The organism is Mycobacterium hainanense (genome assembly GCF_041890355.1).
Lineage (GTDB): Bacteria > Actinomycetota > Actinomycetes > Mycobacteriales > Mycobacteriaceae > Mycobacterium > Mycobacterium hainanense.
This window is the reverse complement of the sequence record NZ_CP169059.1, coordinates 4,512,315-4,531,526: the sequence shown is the minus strand read 5'-3', so window position 1 is coordinate 4,531,526 and position 19,212 is coordinate 4,512,315. Positions and strand designations below refer to the sequence as shown.

Below are 19,212 nucleotides of genomic sequence, written 5' to 3'. Positions count from 1 at the left end.
GGGCTCCGTGGCTCTGCCACCGATGGGGCTCCGTGGCTCTGCCACCAATCGGACTCCGTGGCTCTGCCACCATGGACTTATGTGTGGACGGTTCGCGGTCACCACCGACCCGGCGCTGCTCGCCCAGAAGATCAAGGCGATCGACGAGGCCACCGGCGCCGCCGAGGGCGCCGGCGCGCCCAACTACAACGTGGCCCCGACGTCCACCATCGCGACCGTCGTGAGCCGCCACACCGATCCCGACGACGAGCCCACCCGCCGGGTGCGGCTGATGCGCTGGGGCCTGGTGCCGCCGTGGGTCAAGGCCGATGCCGACGGGGCGCCGGAGACCAAGGGCCCGATGCTGATCAACGCCCGCGCGGACAAGGTCACCACCTCGCCCGCGTTCCGGTCGAGCGCCAAGTCGAAGCGCTGCCTGATCCCGATGGACGGCTACTACGAATGGCGCGTCAACCCCGACGCGGCCGACGGCAAGAAGTCCCGCAAGACGCCCTTCTTCATGTACCGGGAGGACGGCGAGCCGCTGTTCATGGCGGGCCTGTGGTCGGTCTGGAAGCCGGCCAAAGCGGGCTCGCCGCTACTGAGCTGCACGATCATCACCACCGACGCGCCCGGCGAGCTGGCCGAGATCCACGACCGCATGCCGCTGGCGCTGCCCGAACGCGACTGGGACCGGTGGTTGGACCCGGACGCCCCGATCGACGACGAGCTGCTCACCAGGCCGCCGGACGTGAGCGGCATTCGCATGCGCGAGGTGTCGACGTTGGTCAACAGCGTGCGCAACAACGGACCCGAACTGCTTGAGCCAGTCGAAGAGCAGTCGGAGCAGATGAAGCTGCTCTAGCGGTGTGCGCGGCGGTCACGCCGCGCCCGGACTGTCGCTTTCGTCTTCGTCGTCTTCTTCTTCGTCGTCGTCGGTGCGCAGAAGTTTTTCGGGGTGCCAGTAGCTGTTGGTGCGGGGTTGGCCGCGGTCGAGGTGGGGTGGGGGGATCCATTCGGTTTCGCCCTTGGTGTTTTTGCGGGTGGTCCAGCCGTCGGGGTGGAGCATGCGGTGTTGGCAGCCGCAGGCGAAGGTGAGGTCGTTGACATCGGTGGTGTGGCATTGCGCGTAGTCGGTGACGTGGTGGACTTCGCTGTAGTAGCCGGCCACGGTGCACCCCGGTGCGGTGCAGCCGTGTTCCTTGCCGTACAACACGATTCGTTGCGCGGGGGAGGCTAGGCGTTTGGTGTGATAGAGCGCCAGGGCTTTGCCGTTGTTGTCGAAGATGGCCAGGTAGTGCCGGGCGTGGCGGGCGAGGCGGATGACGTCGCTCATGGGCAAGATGCTGCCCCCGCCGGTCAACGCCCTGCCGGCGGCGGCTTCGAGTTCGGCCAAGGTGGTGGTGACGATGATGGAGGCGGGAAGCCCGTTGTGTTGGCCGAGCTTGCCCGAGGCGAGCAGCGCGCGCAGCGCGGCGGTCAGCGCGTCGTGGTTGCGTTGGGATGCCGAGCGGGCGTCTTTGTCGATGGCGTCCTGAGACGGTGGGCCGTCGACGGTGGGGGTGTCGTCGAGGGGGTTGCACATGCCGGGGGCGGCCAGCTTGGCCAACACCGCCTCGATCGTGGCGCGCAGCTCGGGGGTGATCAGCCCGCGCAGCTCCGACATGCCGTCGGATTGCTGGTTGCCCAATGTGAGCCCTCGCCGCCGGGCGCGGTCGGCGTCGGTGTAGGTGCCGTCGGGGTTGAGGCAATCGGCCAGCGTGTCGGCCAGCGCGCCCAGTTGTTCGGGACGAAACCGGGTGGCCTCGCTGGCCAGCTTGGCTTCGGCGTGTTCGCGGGTGCCGTGATCGATCCAGCCGGGCAGCTGATGCCAAAACTTGCGAATCACCGCCACCTGCCCGGCTCCCAGCTCACCGGCGCGTTGCGCGGCGGCCGTCGCGGCCAGCACCGGCGGCAACCGCTCTCCGGTCAGGCCGTGACGCGGGCCCAGGTCGGCGGCCTCCTTGATGCGCCGGGAGGCCTCGGCGCGGGTGATCAACGCCGCCTCGGCGATCGCATGGGAAAGCTTGCCACCCAACTCCTCGGCGGTCGCCTGACGCGCCAGGCAATTGATCATCGGATGCTCCACGGCCGGCAGCCGCCGGCGCACCTTCTCGCACCGCCCGAGCAATGCCAACCATTCTTTGGTGGTCAACGCCTCGCAGTCCAGCCCGATCACCGTGTCCATCGCGGCGTCCAGCGCCTCAAAGGCAGCCGCGATCGCCTCCCGATCACCGACGCTGCCAGAACTCATGCTCCCAAGCTAGTCAGGGGGTACGACAAAACCGGCCGCGTTGGGACCACTGAAACTAAAGTGGCGCAAGTTGTTTGGATCTGTCGGTGCGAGACAACACATCGGCGCACCTTTGTGGTTCGGCGACGGACGCATGCCAGCGGGCGCAAATTAATATGCGACTGTGACCGGCTCCTACACCTACACGTTCGAGGACATCCGCAGCCGCCCAGTCGCGGTGATCGGGGCCGGAACACTGGGTCGCCGCATAGCGCTGATGTTCGCGAGTCGTGGCGGAACCGTGCGCATTTTCGCGCCCCGCCGCGAACAGCGCGCCGCCGCGGTGTCTTACGTGACGGAAACGCTGCCGAAGATGGTGGCCGACAGAGGTTTCGGTGAAGTGGGTGCTGCGGACAGTGCCGGGTCACTCGAAGAGGCCTTAGACGATGCGTGGCTTGTCGTTGAGTCCGTCCCGGAGAAGCTCGAGATAAAGATTGCGACGTGGGACCAGATCGACCGGGCGGCGCCGCCGGGCACGATCTTCGCAACCAACTCGTCGTCGTACCCTTCGCGCCTGATGGCCGAAAACGTGCGCGACAAAACCCGTTTGTGCAACATGCACTTCTACATGCCACCGGAGGTCAACGCGGTCGACCTGATGTCGGACGGTCAGACCGACCGGGGGCTCCTCGACACGCTGCTGGCCGTGCTGCCGGAATTCGGCGTCTTCCCCTTCGAGGCGCGCAAGGAATCCACCGGCTTCATCTTCAACCGGATTTGGGCGGCCATCAAGCGCGAATCGCTGGCCGTGGTCGCCGAGGGCGTCGCCCGGCCCGAGGACGTCGACGGGATGTTCAAGGTCAACTGGGGCGTGCCTGCCGGGCCGTTCCAGATGATGGACCTGGTGGGCCTCGACGTGGTACTCGACATCGAAAACCACTATGCCCAAGAGTTTCCGCACCTGCCGAAGCACGTGCGCGAGTTGCTGCAGTCTTACGTCGACGCCGGCAAGCTCGGCGTCAAGACGGGCGAGGGCTTCTACACGTATTGAATTGGCGCTCAGTTGCTTAGCGGCGACTTTCCGGCGGCCGTACGGTCCGGGACGCACCAGAAGTTGTTTCAGTTCCCTGGCGTCGATGCCTTCACGCCCGGGCCCGCGCCCTGACAGGCCTCCCGAATCGGATAACTGCCTTCGGTCTGGATGGTGTCAGCGTTGCTGATGCCCACGCCGGTGGTCATCAAACCCCGCGTGGGCCAGCGTGCCGGCGGCGACAAATCGCTTAGGCCTGGGATTACGCCCGCCGGGCCAGGTAGGAGAGCGCCAGTTGGGCGGCGTTGGCGCCGCACATGCCGTGGGCGCCCGGTCCGGGTGGTGTTGCCGCCGAGCAGATGTACATGCCCGGCACGCCAATGGTGTAGGGCGAGAGCGTGATTCGCGGCCCGAACGTGAGCTGCCGGATGTCCTTGGCGCCGGTCATGATGTCGCCGCCGTCATAGTTGAGGTTGTAGGTGGCCATCTGGGTGGTCGATCGAATCGTCAACCCGACGATGCGCTCCCGGAAGCCGGGTGCGAAGCGCTCGATCTGGGCGATGATCGCCTCGGTCGCGTCGCCGGCATAGCCGTTGGGCACGTGGGCGTAGCTCCACACGGGATGCGTATTGCCCACCGAGCGTTGTGGATCCGCCAGGTACTGCTGGCCCACCAACACGAACGGCCGCTCGGGCATGCGCCCGGCATGGATGTCCCGCTCGGTCGCCGCCAGTTCGGCGTAGGTGCCGGCGAGGTGAACGGTGCCCGCCCGACGGGCGTCGGGGTTCGTCCATGGCACCCCGCCCTCGACGGCGAAGTCGACCTTGAACGCGCCCGGCCCGCGGCGAAACCTGGTGAAGGCGCGTGAGACTCGACGCGGCAGCCGGTCGCCCAAAATACCCGCCACCGCCTCAGGTGCCAGATCGAACATCGTGACGTCCGCCGGCGGCAGCTCCGACGCCGCCTGGACCCGGACGTCGGTCTCGATCTTGCCGCCCAGGTCGGTCAGCAGCGCCACCATCGCGTTGGTGATCGACTGCGACCCCCCTTCGGCGACCGCCCAGCCGTACCGGTGACCGGCGGCGAGGATGCCCATCCCGATGGCCGACGTCATCGGGTAGTGCAGGGGCCGGAAGGCATGCGCCGCAACGCCTCCGAACAACGCCCGGCCTTCGTCGGTGCGGAAGAAGCGGGCGAACGTCGACCCCGGAAGCACGGTGGGCGCGCCGAACCGGGCCAGCATCAACGGGTGATGCGGCGGCCGCAGCAGCGGCCCCATGATGTCCTCGCTCAGGGTGTCGAACCGGGCCGCCGAATGGCCGAACGCGAGCCGCCAGCGCGATCCGTCGCGTCCGAGACCGGCCGCGGTCCGCGCCACCGAGCGGTGCAGGACGCCGGCGCCGCCGCCGTCGAGGGGATGCACGCAATCGATTGCGGGCCACCGCCATGTCAGGCCGTACCGCTCCAACTCGAAACGGCTCAGGAACGGCGAGCCGACGGCCATCGGGTGAATGGCCGAGCAGTGGTCGTGCAGCAGGCCCGGCAAAATCGCCCCGCTGCTGCGGGCGCCGCCGCCGACCTCGTCGGCGGCCTCGAGCACGGTGACCTGCACACCCTCGGCGGCCAGGCAGATGGCGGCGGCGAGCCCGTTCGGCCCGCCCCCCACCACCACTGCGGTCGTCATGCCGGCGCGCCCGCCTTGACCGCCGCCGCGCCGAGCAGCGACCAGCCGACTTGAAGCGGGATCGGGCCGTTGGGCAGCCACGGCTGCTCGGCGACCGCGTCCGCGACCTTCCAGGTGCCGCGCTCGATCACCCCCAACGCTGCGTCGATCAGCTGGTAGTGCTGGACGCCGCTGCCGAATGCCTCGGACTCGACCCAGGCGATGACGCACTCACCCGGCTCAAAACCGGCTTCGTCCTGCACGGCCTTGATCATGGCCGCGTCGTGCAGGTGACCGTCGCCAAAGTTGAATCCGATGATCGAGTTGCACACGAACTCACCCTCCCGCACGGTGCGGGTGTCGATGTCCGGCAGGTGGCTGAGCAGCAAGGAGTACAGACCGCGCCCCTGGCTGTGCATACTCCGCCACGCGATCGTCTTTTGAGACGTGATCTCGGCCCACGCGGGCTCGTAGCCGAACGCGACGAACTGGTCGACCTGGTTCCCCGCCGAGCGCGTGACCTTGTCCAGCTTCTGCTCGGTACCGGGAGCGAAGGTCCACAACGCCGAGGCCCAGTTGCCCGCGTACTGCCGCATCGACGGCAGGAACGACACCTTGTCCGGCCGCAGGTTGCCCAGCACCGGGTAGACGAGCAGGGCGGCGGCGATCACGAGGGCCAGCCACGGTGGGGTCATGTCCCACGGGGCGTAACCGTTCCAGTTCGGGAACCCGAGGAACAGGAAGATCGTGGTGTACGCGAACACCACGTTCCATTCCAGCGGCACCGCCAGCGGGAACGTCGAGATGATGAACAGGTGGAAACCCACCATCAGCATCGCCGCCGCCAGCGTCAGCCACTTGTTCGTCGAGAAGAACAGGACCAGCGGCGCAATGATCTCGACGGTGGTGCCGTTCACGTGTGCCATAAAGTCCGCCAGCCGCGACGGCCGCATGTCGCGCCCGAAGTCGCGATAGTGCGCCCGCCGCACCCATCTGGGGGCGAATATCGTGTTGGAAACCATCGGCGGGATGACGTTGGAGAAGTGCTTGCCGAATTTCGAGAACCCGGCGCCGATCCACACCACCACGATGAGCATCTTGCACGCGATGATCATGTTGACGAACGGCAATGCGGCGAAGAAGAACAGCGCCGGCAGGTACTGTTCGCCGCGGGCGGCGAGGAAGATGGTTTTGTCCCGCAGGCCGATCAGCACCAGCAGTCCGATCGGCGCGATCAGCAGGGCGGGGTTGACCAGACCGGATGTGTTGCCCGGCAACGCGTTTGAGAGCGAGTTGCTGTGCACGCCATGTGACAGCAGCGGGACCGCCAGGCTCGCCAGCAGTGCCAGATACAGTGCGATATCGGACCACGTGCGCCGGTCTCCGCGGGTGAGCGGTACCCACTTCCACGGGCGCAGCCGGATGGTTCCCGGCCGGGCCCAGAACAGGATGCCGCCTGTCATCGGCTTGATCTTGCCGGCCAACGGCCCCCAGGAGCCGGCCACGCCGATGGTCTCCAACAGCACGGTCCACAGGATGACCTTCTGATAGACGATCGGTTGGTTCCACCATTGGCTCACGTGCCAGAAGGCGGGCAGCCCCGACGTCAACGTCGCGACGGTGACACCACCGATCGCGAAGAACGCGACCAGTTTCACGATGTAGATAGCGTGGACCATTCGCGGTGCGCCGAAACCGTTCTCGGCCCAATCGAGGACGAGGATCCGCATTCGCTCCATCAGTGGCTTCCCGGGGAAGCTATCCGGGTCGACCGCTGGGAGAATCGGCTTGGTGAATCCCATTTCCTTCGCTCCTTCGGCGTCGGGAGTAAGCGTGGCCGCAACGCTAGGTTCCGTGTGCGGCGGGACACAGTCGCCGATCGACAAAACCGCTCGCCGGAGTTATCGCCAGAAGACAACGTCGCGTCTAACGTCATTGAGGTGAAGAAATCGCACGTCGACGCCCCGGACGCCGACGTCGTCGGGGTGAGGGGTTGCGTCGCCGAGGTCGCCGGCCGATTGCACGGGCGGTTGGCCGACGCGACGGCGGAGATCCATCGCGCCCTGGAAAACCAGATTCCGGACCTGCCGCGGGAACCTCGGATCATGGAGCTGCTCGGTGCCAGCATCGAGGGAAACGTCGACACGATGTTGCGCGCGTTGCGTTACGACATCGCGGTCGAGCGCGTCGAGGCGCCGACCGCGGCGCTGGAGTATGCCCGCCGGTTGGCGCAGCACGGGGTGCCCGTCAACGCGCTGGTCCGCGCCTACCGGCTCGGCCAGCGCCGGATGAACGAGCTGATCTTCGCCGAGTTGCGCGAGGTCGATATCCCGGACGGGTTGCGGGTGGCGGTCATCGAGACGATGAGCGCCGCGATGTTCTCCTACATCGACTGGATGTCGCAACAGGTCGTCGGCGTCTACGAAGACGAACGCGAGCGGTGGCTGGAGAACCAGAACAGCCTGCGCGGGCTGCGGGTGCGCGAGGTATTGGCCGCCACCAAGGCCGTCGACGCCGACGCGGCCACCACGGTGATCCGCTATCCGCTGCGCTGGTACCACCTGGGGCTCGTCATGTGGTACCCGGAGCGGGACGGCGCGGGTGACGAACTGGCCAGGCTGCAACGATTCCTGCGCGAGCTGGGCGAAGCCGTCGCCGTCGACGCCGGTCCGCTGTTCGTGGCCGCCGACCAAAGTTGCGCATGGGGGTGGTTGCCCTACCGTGCCGCGCCGATCGGCGCCGCCGACGTGGTCGCGAAGATCCGACGGTTTGCGTTGACCCGTCCGGACTCGCCGAACGTGGCGCTCGGGTCGATGGGAGCCGGTGTCGAAGGTTTTCGCCGCACCCACCGGGACGCGATGGAGGCCCGCGGCGTCGCGGCAGCCGGGCGGCGGCCGAACGCTTCGGCTCCGACGGTAATCGCCGCCACCGATCCGGGGCTGTCGGTCGTGGCGGGATTGGGCGGCGACGTCGACCGGATGCGGGGCTGGGTCGCCACGGTGCTCGGCGATCTCGCCAGCGACAACGACAACGACGCGCGACTGAGGGAGACGTTGCGTGTCTTTCTGGGGTGCGGTTCCAGCTACAAGCTGGCCGCCGAGGAATTGAACATGCACTTCAACTCGGTCAAGTACCGGGTCGGACGTGCCGTCGCGAGGCGCGGGCGGGAGATCGGCGCCGACCGGCTCGACGTGGAGGTGGCGCTGCTCGCCTGCCACTGGTACGGAAGCGCGGTGCTGCGCCAGCCCTGAGGGTCAGCCCATGGCGGGAGCGGCGACGCGACGAGGCACCGCGAGCCGCGGGAGGCGAACCGCCGAGACCGCACGGATCGGCCGGTAGGTCGGTCGCAGGTCGCGGAAGAAGTGGACGGCGTGGACGGTCACTGGAATCAGCACGGGGGCGAAGACCGCCGTCACGTAGCTGGCGATCACCAACATTGATTCGAACATGATGTGCCTGCTTTTCCCCGCTGAGCGGAATCGAAGATGTTGCGGTCTGACTCGCGGCAGAACTTAACGGCGCCGCGGCGCCGCAGGGATGTCGCCGAGCGACGAACTTGCGGCGCGTTGTTGTCTTCCGGGAACAATGGGGCGCCGCGGACGATTCGTTATCACAGAGCGCTGCACGATATTGGCCGCGCCATTGTGCGATACCGAATTGTGTTGCCAAAGACATTTTCTTTGCGCCGACGGGGGCGAATCATATTGTCATGACGAATACCGATCAGACCGTGTTTGAAGGTCCATTGCGGCAGCTTGCCCGCAGTGCGTGGCAGCTGCTCCTGTTCATCGGCGTCGCCGCGGTGGCGCTGGGTGTCGTAGTGCTGGTCTGGCCTGGCAAGACACTGTTCGTGGCGGGTGTCCTGTTCGGCATCTACCTAGTGGTGTCCGGAGTTGGATACATGTTTGCTGCATTTGGCACACACGCCGGCGCGGCAATGCGAGTGCTGGCATTCCTCACCGGCGTCGTGTCGCTGGTGCTGGGATTCTTCTGCTTCCGCGACAAATTCGAGGCGATCTGGCTTTTGGCGCTGTGGATCGGCATTGGCTGGGTGTTCCGCGGGATGACCCTGCTCGTCGCTGCGCTGTCCTTCGATCACATGCCCGGACGCGGCTGGCAGGCACTCTCCGGTGTGATCCTCGTGATCGGCGGTGGCGTGCTGATCATCTCGCCGATCGATTCGATGGCGGTCCTGACCCTGGTGGCCGGGTGGTGGCTGATAGTCATCGGCATCATGGACGTCATCACGGCGTTCCAAACCCGCAGCCGGGCGAAGGCATTGACCGGCTAGGGCAGTCGCCGCTCGACCTCGAAGGCCAGGCACAGCTCGGCGAGATCTTTTGGGCGTGAGAGGGATCGGTCGGTCAACTCCTCGATGCGGCGCAGCCGGTGCCGCACCGTGTTGGGGTGGCAGAAGATCTTCGTCGCGGTGTCGTTGGCCGATCCGCCCGCCTCGACCCAGGCCCGGAACGTGTCGATCAGGATGGTGCGTTCCTCCTCGGGCAGTTCGTCTACACGCGACAGCACCATCGATTTGATCTTGGTCATCGCTTCGGGCGCGCTGACCGCCGCGACGGCGAGCGGGGTGTCGTCGAAAAGGGAGACCAGCGATTCACTGGAGGGCTTGCCGGTGACCGCGACCCTGGCCAGTCGCAGCGCGTCGCTGGTGTCGGCCAGCTCGCGAAACGCTGGACTGATGCCGACCCTCGCGGTCGCGGCTTGGTCGAGCACCTCGACGAGGGTGTTGAGCCCGTCGGTCGGTTCCGCGCCCCGAAGGTGGACGATGCCCACCTGCAGGTCGGGCAGCAGCCGCCACGCCGACCGGATGTCGCGGGCCGACAGCTTGTTTTCGATCGCCGGCAATCCCAGCTTCCCTATCGCGGGCAGCTCGGCCGCCACCACGACATAGGGTCCCGAAGTGGGTAGTCGCAGCAAATCCGCTGCCTCCCAGAGGCTTTGGCTGTCGGTGATCCGGTGAGCCAGCAGCGCTTCCACCAACGCCGACCGTTCTTCCTCGCGCTCGAGAATCTGCGTGGTGAGCTGCTGGCGGTAGGCGGTGGCCATCGCCTGGGTGAAGGTGTCCTGCGCGAAGAAGATCCGGGCGGTGGCATCCAGGATGGCGTCGGTCGGTATCGCTGCGGCGCGGGCGACGGACAGGGTCTCCTCCCACACGGAGCGAAAACCGATACGGTAAGCGGTCATCACCGCCGGCAGCGGCACACCGGCGAGCGCGCGCTCGGTGCCCGTGCGCTCCGCGGGCGAGACGTCGACGTGGGTGCCGCCGGTGAGCGAGTCGAAGATGAACGTCACGTTCGCGACGCAGCTTTCGGCCACTTGCTCCTTCGTCACGACGCTGCCGTCGCGGTAGGCCGCGATCTCGCGGCACAGCAGGTCGGCCATCGCCGTCCCCAACGCCGGGGCGCGGGCCAGCATGAGCCTGCCGAGCTCAACGACGTCCGGGTCCACCGCTGCGCCCGGCCGGACGCTGCTGGTTTTCGATGCCACGCCCATACCGCAAACCTTATGCCCGGGCGCCGGCGAATGTGACCGGTCACAGCCAACCGGCACGGTCGTTGTTTCCGCAAACATTGTCCCCCCGAGCCGACCGGATCACGCTTGATGCACGCAGGAAACCACGACCCGGAGGCACCCTATGACCTCGTTGAGCGCCAACCTCGTCGCATCGAAAGATCGTCACCCGCAACGGGTGGCGCTGCGCTGCGACGACTTGCGGTTGACCTACGCCGAATTCGACGCCGCCGCGGCCCGGGTCGCGACGCTGCTCGAGCGCGCGGGAGTAGGGCCGGGCGACCGGGTAGGCGTGATGCTGCCCAATACACCGGCGTTCGCCGTCGCGTTCTACGGCATCATGTATCGGGGCGCCGTCGCGGTCCCGATGAACCCGTTGCTCAAGGCCCGCGAGGTCTCCTACTACCTGTCCAACACCGCCGCCAAGGCCATGTTCGCCGCCCCGGCCTTCGCCGAGGAGGCGACCGCCGGGGCGGCCGAGGCCGGGGCGCACTGCTGGATCGTCGACGACGCCGCGCTGGCGGACCTGATCGCCGACCTGCCCGCCCAAACCTCCCCGGTGCCGCGCGACGAGGACGACGTCGCGGTCATCCTGCACACGTCGGGAACCACCGGTAAACCCAAGGGCGCCACGCTGACCCACGCCAACCTCGGGCGCAACGCCGAAGTCAGTGTCCGGACGCTGGTCAAGCTCGGGCCCGACGACGTGGTGATGGGCTGCCTGCCGTTGTTCCACGTCTTCGGGTTGACGTGCGGGCTCAACAGCGCTGTCCTCGCCGGCGCGATGTTGACCCTCATTCCCCGGTTCGACCCGCGCAAGGCCCTCGAGGTGATCCAGCGCGACGGGGTGACGGTCTTCGAGGGGGTGCCGACGATGTATTCGGCGCTACTGAGCGTCGCCGACGAGGCCGAACCGGAGGTCACCCGAAGCCTACGCACCTGCGTCTCGGGCGGCGCAGCACTGCCTCTGCAGGTCCTCACGGACTTCGAGAAGGCCTTCGGGTGCACGGTTCTCGAGGGGTACGGGCTTTCCGAGAGTTCCCCGGCGGCGGCGTTCAACCATCCGGACCGGCCCCGCAAGGCGGGCTCCATCGGCACCCCGATCGAGGGCGTCGAGATGCGGGTGGTCGGCCCCGACGGCGTCGAGGTCCCGCGGGGGGAGACGGGCGAGATCCAGATCCGCGGCCACAACGTGATGAAGGGCTACTGGAAGCTTCCGGACGCGACCAGGGCCGCGGTCACCGCCGACGGCTGGCTCAACACCGGCGACGTCGGGCGCGTCGACGAAGACGGCTATTTCTACATCGTCGACCGCACCAAGGACATGATCATCCGCGGCGGGTACAACGTCTATCCCCGCGAGATCGAGGAGGTGCTCTACGAGCACCCCGCGGTGGCCGAGGCCGCCGTCATCGGCGTCCCGCACGATTCCCTCGGCGAGGACGTCGGCGCCGCGGTCGCGCTCAAGCAGGGCGCGGTCGCGACGCCGGAAGAGTTGCGCGACTACGTCAAAGCCCGGGTGGCCGCGTACAAGTACCCGCGCCTGGTGTGGCTCGTCGACGCGCTGCCCAAGGGGCCGACCGGCAAGCTCCTCAAACGCGAAATCACCGCACCGACAACCGAAAGCACGCGATACCCATGACTACCCAAACGACCAAACCCGACGAGCTCGCCGCCCCGCTCGATCTCCTGCTGACCAGCGCCACCAAGCCGTTCGCCAGCCGGATGATGCCCGACGACACCTGGACCCGCTTCGGTGTCAACCTCGCCAAGCAACCCGGCGCGGTCGCCGGCCGGGTCGGTGCGCTCACGCGTGAGCTCGGCGCCGTCGCGGCGGGCAATTCGGAGCGCGTCCCGGCCCGAGCCGACAAGCGCTTCAGCGACCCCGCCTGGCAGGACAACCCCGTCCTGCACCGGATCATGCAGGCCTACCTCGCGGCGGCCGAGGCCGCCGAGGGGCTGCTCGCCGACGCCCAGCTGGACTGGCGGGACAACGAGAGAATGCGGTTCGTCATCGACAACCTGGTCGAGGGCCTGGCCCCGAGCAACAACCCGCTGATCAGCCCGCTGGGCTGGAAGGCGATGATCGACACCGGCGGGCTTAGCGCCGTGCGGGGACTGAAAGCCTTTGCGCGGGACATGCTTTCGAAGCCCAGGGTGCCCGCGATGGTCGAGCCCGACGCGTTCGTGGTGGGCGAGACGGTGGCCGTCACGAAGGGGGCGGTCGTCCTGCGGACGTCGATGTTCGAGCTGATCCAATACGCGCCGCAAACGCCGAAGGTCAACGAGATCCCGTTGCTGATGGTGCCGCCGGTGATCAACAAGTTCTACATCATGGACATCGCCCCCGGGCGCAGCATGATCGAGTACTTCGTCCAGCAAGGGCAACAGGTCTTCGCGATTTCCTGGCGCAATCCGCAAAAGCGGCACCGGGATTGGGGCTTCGACGCGTACGGCGCCGCGATCGTCGAGGCGATGGATGCGGTGCAGAAGATCGCCGGGACCGACAGCACCCACCTACTGGCCACCTGCTCGGGTGGCATCCTGGCCGCGATGACGGCGGCCCACCTCGCCGACATCGGAGAGGGCGACCGGATCGCGGGCCTCAACCTGTCGGTCACCGTGCTCGACGAGACTCGGGCCGGTTTCGCGGCCGCCATGATGAGCGACCGCGCGGCCCAGGCGGCGATCCGGGTCTCGCGCCGGAAGGGCTACCTGGACGGGCGCGACATGGCGGAGATGTTCGCCTGGCTGCGGCCCACCGACCTGGTCTGGCGCTACTGGGTGAACAACTATGTGCAGGGCCGCAAGCCGGCGGCTTTCGACGTCTTGTTCTGGAACGCCGACACCACCCGGATGACCGCCGCGTTGCACCGCGACATGATCCTGATGGCGCAGCGCAACGCCCTGGTCACCCCGGGTGCGCTCACCATGCTGGGCAGCCCGGTCGACCTGGGGAACGTCACCGCCGACGCGTACGTCGTCGGGGGCATCGCCGACCACATCTGCCCGTGGCAGGCCACCTATCGCAGCGCGCGACTGCTGGGCAGCAAGGACAACCGCTTTGTGCTGTCGACCAGCGGCCACATCGCCGCGTTGGTCAACCCGCCCGGCAACCCCAAGGCGTCCTTCCGAACCGGTCCCGTCGATGCCGAAGACCCGAAGCAGTGGCTGGAGTCGTCGCAGAAGGCCAGCGACTCCTGGTGGCCGGACTACGCCGGCTGGCTCGCCGAGCGCAGCGGCGCGCAGGTCGATGCACCGACAACCCTTGGGGCAGAAGGCCTCCCGCCGCTCGGGCCGGCCCCCGGCGGCTACGTGATGGAGAAGTGAGTGAAGCGCAGTGCACCGCAAAGGCGCCTCCGCGTGATAACGCCCAGCACGATCGGCGAACAGCGCTATGTCACCGCAGGCGGCCAGCGGATCCGGGTCAACGTGCGACAGGGAAGGGGCGTACCGCTGGTGCTGTGCAACGGCATCGGGGCCAGCCTGGAGGTGCTCGATCCGCTGGTGGAGCGGTTGGAGTGCACGGTCATCAGGTTCGACGTGCCCGGGACCGGGGGATCGCCGACGTCGCTGCTCCCGTACGGCTTCCCCTACCTGGCGTGGGTGTTGGGCCGCGTGCTGACGAAGCTGGGCGTCGGCGTGGTGGACGTTCTGGGGCTGTCCTGGGGCGGCGCGCTCGCCCAGCAGTTCGCGTTCCAGAATCCGCGCCGGTGCCGGCGGATGGTGCTGGTGGCGACCGGCACTGGCGTCTTGATGGTGCCGGCCCGCCCGTCGGTGCTGGCGAAAATGGCCACGCCACGAAGGTTCTCGGATCCCGACTATGCCGCCGCCATCGCCAGTGAGCTCTACGGCGGTACCGTCCGCGCTCACGGTGAAGACGTGGCGCGGCTGTTTGTGCGGCAGCTGCACGCCGGATCGAAGGTCGGCTACCTGCATCAGCTGCTGGCGGGTTCCGTCTGGACCAGCCTGTTCGCCCTGCCGGCCGTGCGGCAGCAGACGTTGATCGTGGCAGGCACCGACGACCCGATCATTCCGGTGATCAACGCGCGGATCATGCACGCGTTGTTGCCTCATTCGCTACTGCACCTGCATACCGGCGGCCACATCGACCTCGTACACAACGCGGTCAAACTCGCGCCCGTCATCGAGGAATTCCTCGACGAACCGGGGGAACGCGCCTAGGTCGCGCCCGACCACGGCGACGGCGCCGGCCTGTCCGACCGCGCTCGCCGGGTGCTTACCGATGCGCGTCCCCGCAGGTCAAATTTGTCGATCGGTATGAAAGGTGCCCTTGCGAACCCTGGAACTTATCCTTAGATCACCCAGCAAGCGGGGGCCTGGACTGGCGGAGGTCGGATGGCGACCGGAGCAGCATGTCGGACGTGTGGCGCCGAGCTCTTCAAGGACGCCGGGTTCTGCCACAGCTGTGGTTCGGCGGTCCAAGACGGCGACGCTCTCGCGGAGTACAAGCAGGTCACGGTCCTATTCGCCGAGGTGGTCGGCTCGATGGAGATCGCTGCCGCGGTCGGTGCGGAGCGGCTGCTGCAAATCATGGCCGACCTCGCCGACCGTTGCGCCGCGGTCGTTGAGCGGTACGGCGGGACGGTGGACAAGTTCACCGGCGACGGCATCATGGCCGTGTTCGGTGCCCCGGTTGCGTTGGAGGACCACGCCATCCGCGCTTGTCTTGCGGCGCTTGGCATCCAGGAGGAAACCGCACGGCTGGCCGCCGAGGTCGACAACCGAGACCGCATCGAACTGCGGTTGCGCGTGGGACTCAATTCCGGTCAGGTGGTCGCCGGTGAAATCGGTTCGGGGCCGTTGGGTTACACCGCCATCGGTGAGCAGGTCGGCCTGGCCCAGCGGATGGAATCGGCGGCCCCGCCGGGCGCGGTGATGCTCAGCGTGTCGACCGCACGACTCGTCGAGGGCGCCGTGGCCCTCGGCGAATCCGAGCTGGTTCAGATCAAGGGTGTCGACGCGCCGGTGCCCGCGCGTCGACTACTCGGCGCGGGCGACGAGCACCGTTCCGTCCGCCGCGCCGAGTCGAATCTGGTCGGCCGGCAGTGGGAAATGACCGCCATCGAGGGCTTGCTGGAGCGCGCCATCGCCGTCCACGGCACCGTCGTCAGCATCGTGGGGTTACCGGGTATCGGCAAGAGCCGGCTGGCGCGCGAGGTCGCCGCGATGGCGGCGGCCCGGGGTGTCGAAGTGTTCACCGCCTTCTGCGAATCGCACGCCAGCGACGTTCCCTTCCATTTGGTGGCGCGCTTGCTGCGCTCGAGTTTCAGGGTGGCGGGTCTCGAGGCGCCAGAGGCCCGCGCGCAGCTACGGTCCCGGGTGCCCGACGCCGAGCCGGACGACATGTTGCTCCTCGACGACTTGCTGGGCATCGCCGATCCCGGCATTGCGCTGCCGACGATCGACCCGGATGCGCGACGGCGGCGGTTGACTGTGCTGATCAATGCGGCGTCGCTGGCCCGCCAAGCGCCCGCGGTCTATGTCATTGAGGACGTGCACTGGATCGACCAGGTCAGCGGCTCGATGCTGGCCGACTTCGTCACGGTGACCCCACAGACCCCCGCTCTGGTGCTGCTCACCTACCGCCCCGAATACCGGGGTCCGCTGAGCAGGGTGACCGGCGCTCAGACCATCGCCCTTGCGCCACTTAGTGATTCGGAAGCCGCGGCATTGGCCGGCGAGCTACTCGGGCCGGACCCCTCGGTCAACGGCCTGGCCGCCATGATCGCCGAGCGCGCCGCCGGCAATCCGTTCTTCGTCGAGGAGATGGTGCGGGAACTGGCCGAGCGCGGTGTGCTGCTTGGCAGCCGCTGCGCTTACGTCTCGGCGGCGGCGGTCACCGAGGTCAGCGTCCCGGTCACCCTGCAGGCGACGATCGCCGCGCGTATCGACCGCCTGGACTGGGCGGCCAAGCGCACCCTGAGCGCCGCAGCGGTGATCGGCTCGCGGTTCACCCGGAGCCTGCTGGAAATGCTGGACATCCATCCCAGCCTGGACGACCTGGTGGCGGCCGAGCTGATCGACCAGATCAGGTTCACCGGACAACCCGCGTATGTGTTCCACCATCCGCTGATTCGTACCGTGGCCTACGAATCACAGCTCAAATCGGATCGCGCCGAGCTGCACCGGCGCGTCGCTGCCGCGATGGAATCGCGCGACCAGGCAGCGGTCGACCAGAACGCGGCGATGATCGCCGAACACCTGGAGGCCGCCGGTGATCCGCACGCCGCATTCAACTGGCACATGCGCGCGGCGACGTGGGCCACCAACCGCGACATCAACGCCGCCCGACTGAGCTGGGAGCGCGCCCAAGCGATCGCCGACCGCCTCCCCCCGGAGGACCCCAACCGGGCAACCATGCGCATCGCCCCGCGCACCATGTTGTGCGGAATCGCCTGGCGAATCCATGCACATGCGGTGGCCGACCGCTTCGACGAACTGCGGGAATTGTGCGCCGCCGTGGGGGACAAGGTGTCGCTGGCCATCGGGATGGCGGGGCTGGTGATGGAGCACGCGCATCAGGCCCGGGCGCGTGAGGCCGCGCAGCTGGCGTCGGAGGCCTGGACCCTCGCCGAGGCGCTCGGCGATCCGACCCTGACGGTGGGGCTGTCCGTTTCGCTGATCTTCGCCAAGATGGAGAACAACAACTGGTCGGACGTCTTGCGGTGGTCACAGACGGTCATCGACATGGCCGACGGCGACCCGTCCAAAGGAAACTTCATCATCGGGTCCCCGCTGGCGGTCGCCCTTACGACGCGGGCGATCGCCCGGTACTCCTTAGGTCTTCCCGGATGGCAAGACGACCAGCAGCAGGGCCTCGCCATGGCGAGCAAGGCCGACCCGATGTCGTACGCGTTGGTCGTTGCATACATCTACAACCCGGGGATACCGCTGGGAGTCCTGACGGCCGACGATCGGGCGGTGACCGAAACGGAAGAGGCCCTGAGACTCGTCGAGCGATCCGGCGACGACGTCGCGCTGGCGTTCACCAAGATGGCGCCGGGCGTCGCACTGGTACACGGCCCGGCGGCTGCCGACCGTGAGCGCGGCCAGAAGCTGCTGGCGGAGCTCAGCGATATGTTCCGGCGCCGCAGGGCGAACCTGGGCGAATTGCGTTTCGTCGACGCGTATTTGGCGCGGGAGCGGGCGCGGAGTGGAGATCGCGACGAAGCCGTATTGCTGGTGCGCACCGCCGTCAACGATCTGTTCCGCGACGGGCAGCAGATGTGCGGATCCTGGGGCTTTCCGGCGACGGGGGTCCTGGTGGAGACGCTGCTGGACCGCGGGACCGACGCCGACGTCGCCGAGGCCGAGGCCGCGATCGAGCGGTTGGCTGCGGCGCCGACCGACGGCTCGGCCATGCGCGACATCTGGCTGTTGCGACTGAAAGCTCTTGTGGCGCATGCCCGCGGCGACACCGCGGCGTATGCGGACTTGAAGGATCGCTACGGCGAGATGGCCAGGTCGCTGGAGTTTGCCGGGCACATCGCCTGGGCGGCGGCCATGCCCTAGATCAAAGACATGACCATCCTTGCCGCCGGCCCCATCCGCGGCAGCACCCGCAGCGAGCCCACCAGGCCGGCGTGCCAGGCGTGCTCGGTCAGACCCGCGCCGGCGAAACGTCGACCATCGACGATAGTTTCAAAGCGTGTCGACGACTCCTGGATCACCAAACCCCTTTTCCACAAGCAGGATTGGGCGATCACGCGGCCGTGAACCTCGAGCCGCAAGCCGCTGACGTCGGTGACGACCATGCGCGAGGCGCAGGGAACCTGATGGCCGGACCACTGGTGGTCCACGCTCAGCTGCGCCACCGCGTGGCACGCGCCGTCGTGGAAGATGTAGCCGGTGGGGTAGGCCTGGCCACCGCTGAACAAATGCGTGCAGTTCATGGTGAAGTCGGGGCTTAGCAACACCGTGTTCCAGTCCCAGCGCTCGATGCTGCTCCACCGGCGGATCCCCCACGACTTGTCTCGCTGACCGAGTCCGTCGATCGGGTAGGTCGATCCGTTGATCTTCACCCGGCCCGTGACCCACCCGGACTGCTCCATATGGGTGTCGGCGATGCCGGAAGGCAGGTATACCCCAGGGGGCGCTTCAGCGTGATAGTCGAACGGCGCATGCAGCGCCGTCCATGTCAGGTCGACCTCGTGGCGGCCCTCCAGCACTAGCCGCCACTTCGACATCGGTTCGATCATCTGGAACTTCAGAGCCCCCACCTCGAGGTGGCGGGGATCCGGGGTGCCGGGGTAGCGGGCGTGGAGCTTGGCGTAGCCGCCCTCGACACGGCCGTTGCGCATCGTGTACAAGATCGCATCGGCAGTGTGATTGCTGGGCCGGTATCCGATGCGGGCCAGGCCCACCGCGTCCGACTCGGCGTCGAACCAACTGAAAAAGAAGCTTTCCTGCCAATCCGGGTGCGACCCGGCCTCGTGCAGGAATTCGTCGTTGACGTCGACCATCGTGTCCATCCTCGCGAATCGGGGCCAAATAACACGGATGCAAATTGGTGGCGACAAGAATCTAAAAAGAGTACGTGAAATGTATGCACCCCACCGCGTTACGGTCTCGGCGTTGATCGATAACTTCTTGGTGCGGCGCACCGCCTTTGGCCCGGATCGCATCGCTTTTCTAACAATTCTCATGGCAGATTGGGCCTTCGCCAACGACGCCAAATCTGCGATGCTGTGCGAATGGCGGGCATGAATGGAAGCT

15 protein-coding genes are annotated in these 19,212 nt (G+C 67.3%); 9 read left to right on the top strand and 6 right to left on the bottom strand.

Annotation, left to right across the window (positions count from 1 at the left end; genetic code table 11):
• Nucleotides 1-79 precede the first annotated feature (79 nt).
• Nucleotides 80-844, top strand: coding sequence for an SOS response-associated peptidase (locus ACEL92_RS21215; protein WP_374022608.1), 765 nt, complete (start codon nt 80-82; stop codon nt 842-844).
• Between the two features lie 15 nt (nt 845-859).
• Here the strand turns inward: ACEL92_RS21215 and ACEL92_RS21210 are convergent, their stop codons facing one another.
• Nucleotides 860-2,272 (bottom strand): HNH endonuclease signature motif containing protein, encoded by a 1,413-nt coding sequence (locus ACEL92_RS21210; protein ID WP_374022607.1) that lies wholly within the window; start codon nt 2,270-2,272, stop codon nt 860-862.
• Between the two features lie 163 nt (nt 2,273-2,435).
• On the opposite strand from ACEL92_RS21210, the gene ACEL92_RS21205 reads away from it, so the two are divergent.
• Entirely contained in the window at nt 2,436-3,302 is an 867-nt protein-coding gene (locus tag ACEL92_RS21205) for a 3-hydroxyacyl-CoA dehydrogenase family protein (RefSeq protein ID WP_374022606.1), read from the top strand.
• 241 nt (nt 3,303-3,543) lie between these two features.
• On the opposite strand, the gene ACEL92_RS21200 is transcribed toward ACEL92_RS21205, so the two are convergent.
• Nucleotides 3,544-4,965, bottom strand: coding sequence for a phytoene desaturase family protein (locus tag ACEL92_RS21200; RefSeq protein ID WP_374022605.1), 1,422 nt, complete (start codon nt 4,963-4,965; stop codon nt 3,544-3,546).
• Nucleotides 4,962-6,746, bottom strand: a complete 1,785-nt coding sequence (locus ACEL92_RS21195; protein ID WP_374022604.1) for a DUF3556 domain-containing protein — start codon at nt 6,744-6,746, stop codon at nt 4,962-4,964. Before ACEL92_RS21195 ends, ACEL92_RS21200 begins: the two co-directional genes overlap by 4 nt.
• 138 nt (nt 6,747-6,884) lie before the next feature.
• Here ACEL92_RS21195 and ACEL92_RS21190 point away from each other — a divergent pair, with 138 nt between their 5' ends.
• The gene (locus ACEL92_RS21190) at nt 6,885-8,195 is read left to right on the top strand and encodes a PucR family transcriptional regulator (protein WP_374022603.1); all 1,311 of its coding nucleotides are present in this window, start codon (nt 6,885-6,887) and stop codon (nt 8,193-8,195) included.
• A 3-nt stretch (nt 8,196-8,198) separates the two neighbouring features.
• Here ACEL92_RS21190 and ACEL92_RS21185 read toward each other — a convergent pair whose 3' ends face one another.
• Nucleotides 8,199-8,393, bottom strand: a complete 195-nt coding sequence (locus tag ACEL92_RS21185) for a hypothetical protein (protein WP_068181865.1) — start codon at nt 8,391-8,393, stop codon at nt 8,199-8,201.
• Between the two features lie 260 nt (nt 8,394-8,653).
• Here ACEL92_RS21185 and ACEL92_RS21180 point away from each other — a divergent pair, with 260 nt between their 5' ends.
• Entirely contained in the window at nt 8,654-9,235 is a 582-nt protein-coding gene (locus tag ACEL92_RS21180; RefSeq protein ID WP_374022602.1) for an HdeD family acid-resistance protein, read from the top strand.
• On the opposite strand, the gene ACEL92_RS21175 is transcribed toward ACEL92_RS21180, so the two are convergent.
• Nucleotides 9,232-10,455, bottom strand: coding sequence for a PucR family transcriptional regulator (locus ACEL92_RS21175; RefSeq protein WP_374022601.1), 1,224 nt, complete (start codon nt 10,453-10,455; stop codon nt 9,232-9,234). The genes ACEL92_RS21180 and ACEL92_RS21175 overlap by 4 nt on opposite strands.
• A gap of 142 nt (nt 10,456-10,597) precedes the next feature.
• Between ACEL92_RS21175 and ACEL92_RS21170 the strand changes: the two genes are divergently transcribed.
• The 4 genes from ACEL92_RS21170 (at nt 10,598) to ACEL92_RS21155 (ending at nt 18,009) form a co-directional block, all read left to right on the top strand.
• Nucleotides 10,598-12,115: a long-chain fatty acid--CoA ligase gene (locus ACEL92_RS21170; protein ID WP_374022600.1), complete on the top strand. Its 1,518-nt coding sequence runs from the start codon at nt 10,598-10,600 to the stop codon at nt 12,113-12,115.
• Nucleotides 12,112-13,803: a PHA/PHB synthase family protein gene (locus ACEL92_RS21165; RefSeq protein WP_374022599.1), complete on the top strand. Its 1,692-nt coding sequence runs from the start codon at nt 12,112-12,114 to the stop codon at nt 13,801-13,803. Before ACEL92_RS21170 ends, ACEL92_RS21165 begins: the two co-directional genes overlap by 4 nt.
• Before the next feature lie 33 nt (nt 13,804-13,836).
• Nucleotides 13,837-14,658 carry an alpha/beta fold hydrolase gene (locus ACEL92_RS21160; protein ID WP_374022598.1) on the top strand — a complete coding sequence of 274 codons (822 nt, stop codon included), beginning with the start codon at nt 13,837-13,839 and terminating at the stop codon, nt 14,656-14,658.
• Nucleotides 14,659-14,832: 174 nt separating this feature from the next.
• A complete protein-coding gene (locus ACEL92_RS21155; RefSeq protein ID WP_374022597.1) occupies nt 14,833-18,009 on the top strand; it encodes an adenylate/guanylate cyclase domain-containing protein in 3,177 nt (1,058 codons plus the stop codon).
• Here ACEL92_RS21155 and ACEL92_RS21150 read toward each other — a convergent pair.
• Nucleotides 18,006-18,959 carry a hypothetical protein gene (locus tag ACEL92_RS21150; protein ID WP_374022596.1) on the bottom strand — a complete coding sequence of 318 codons (954 nt, stop codon included), beginning with the start codon at nt 18,957-18,959 and terminating at the stop codon, nt 18,006-18,008. The genes ACEL92_RS21155 and ACEL92_RS21150 overlap by 4 nt on opposite strands.
• On the opposite strand from ACEL92_RS21150, the gene ACEL92_RS21145 reads away from it, so the two are divergent.
• On the top strand, nt 18,946-19,203 hold the full coding sequence (locus ACEL92_RS21145) for a hypothetical protein (protein ID WP_374022595.1): 258 nt from the start codon (nt 18,946-18,948) through the stop codon (nt 19,201-19,203). The genes ACEL92_RS21150 and ACEL92_RS21145 overlap by 14 nt on opposite strands.
• Nucleotides 19,204-19,212: the final 9 nt, after the last annotated feature.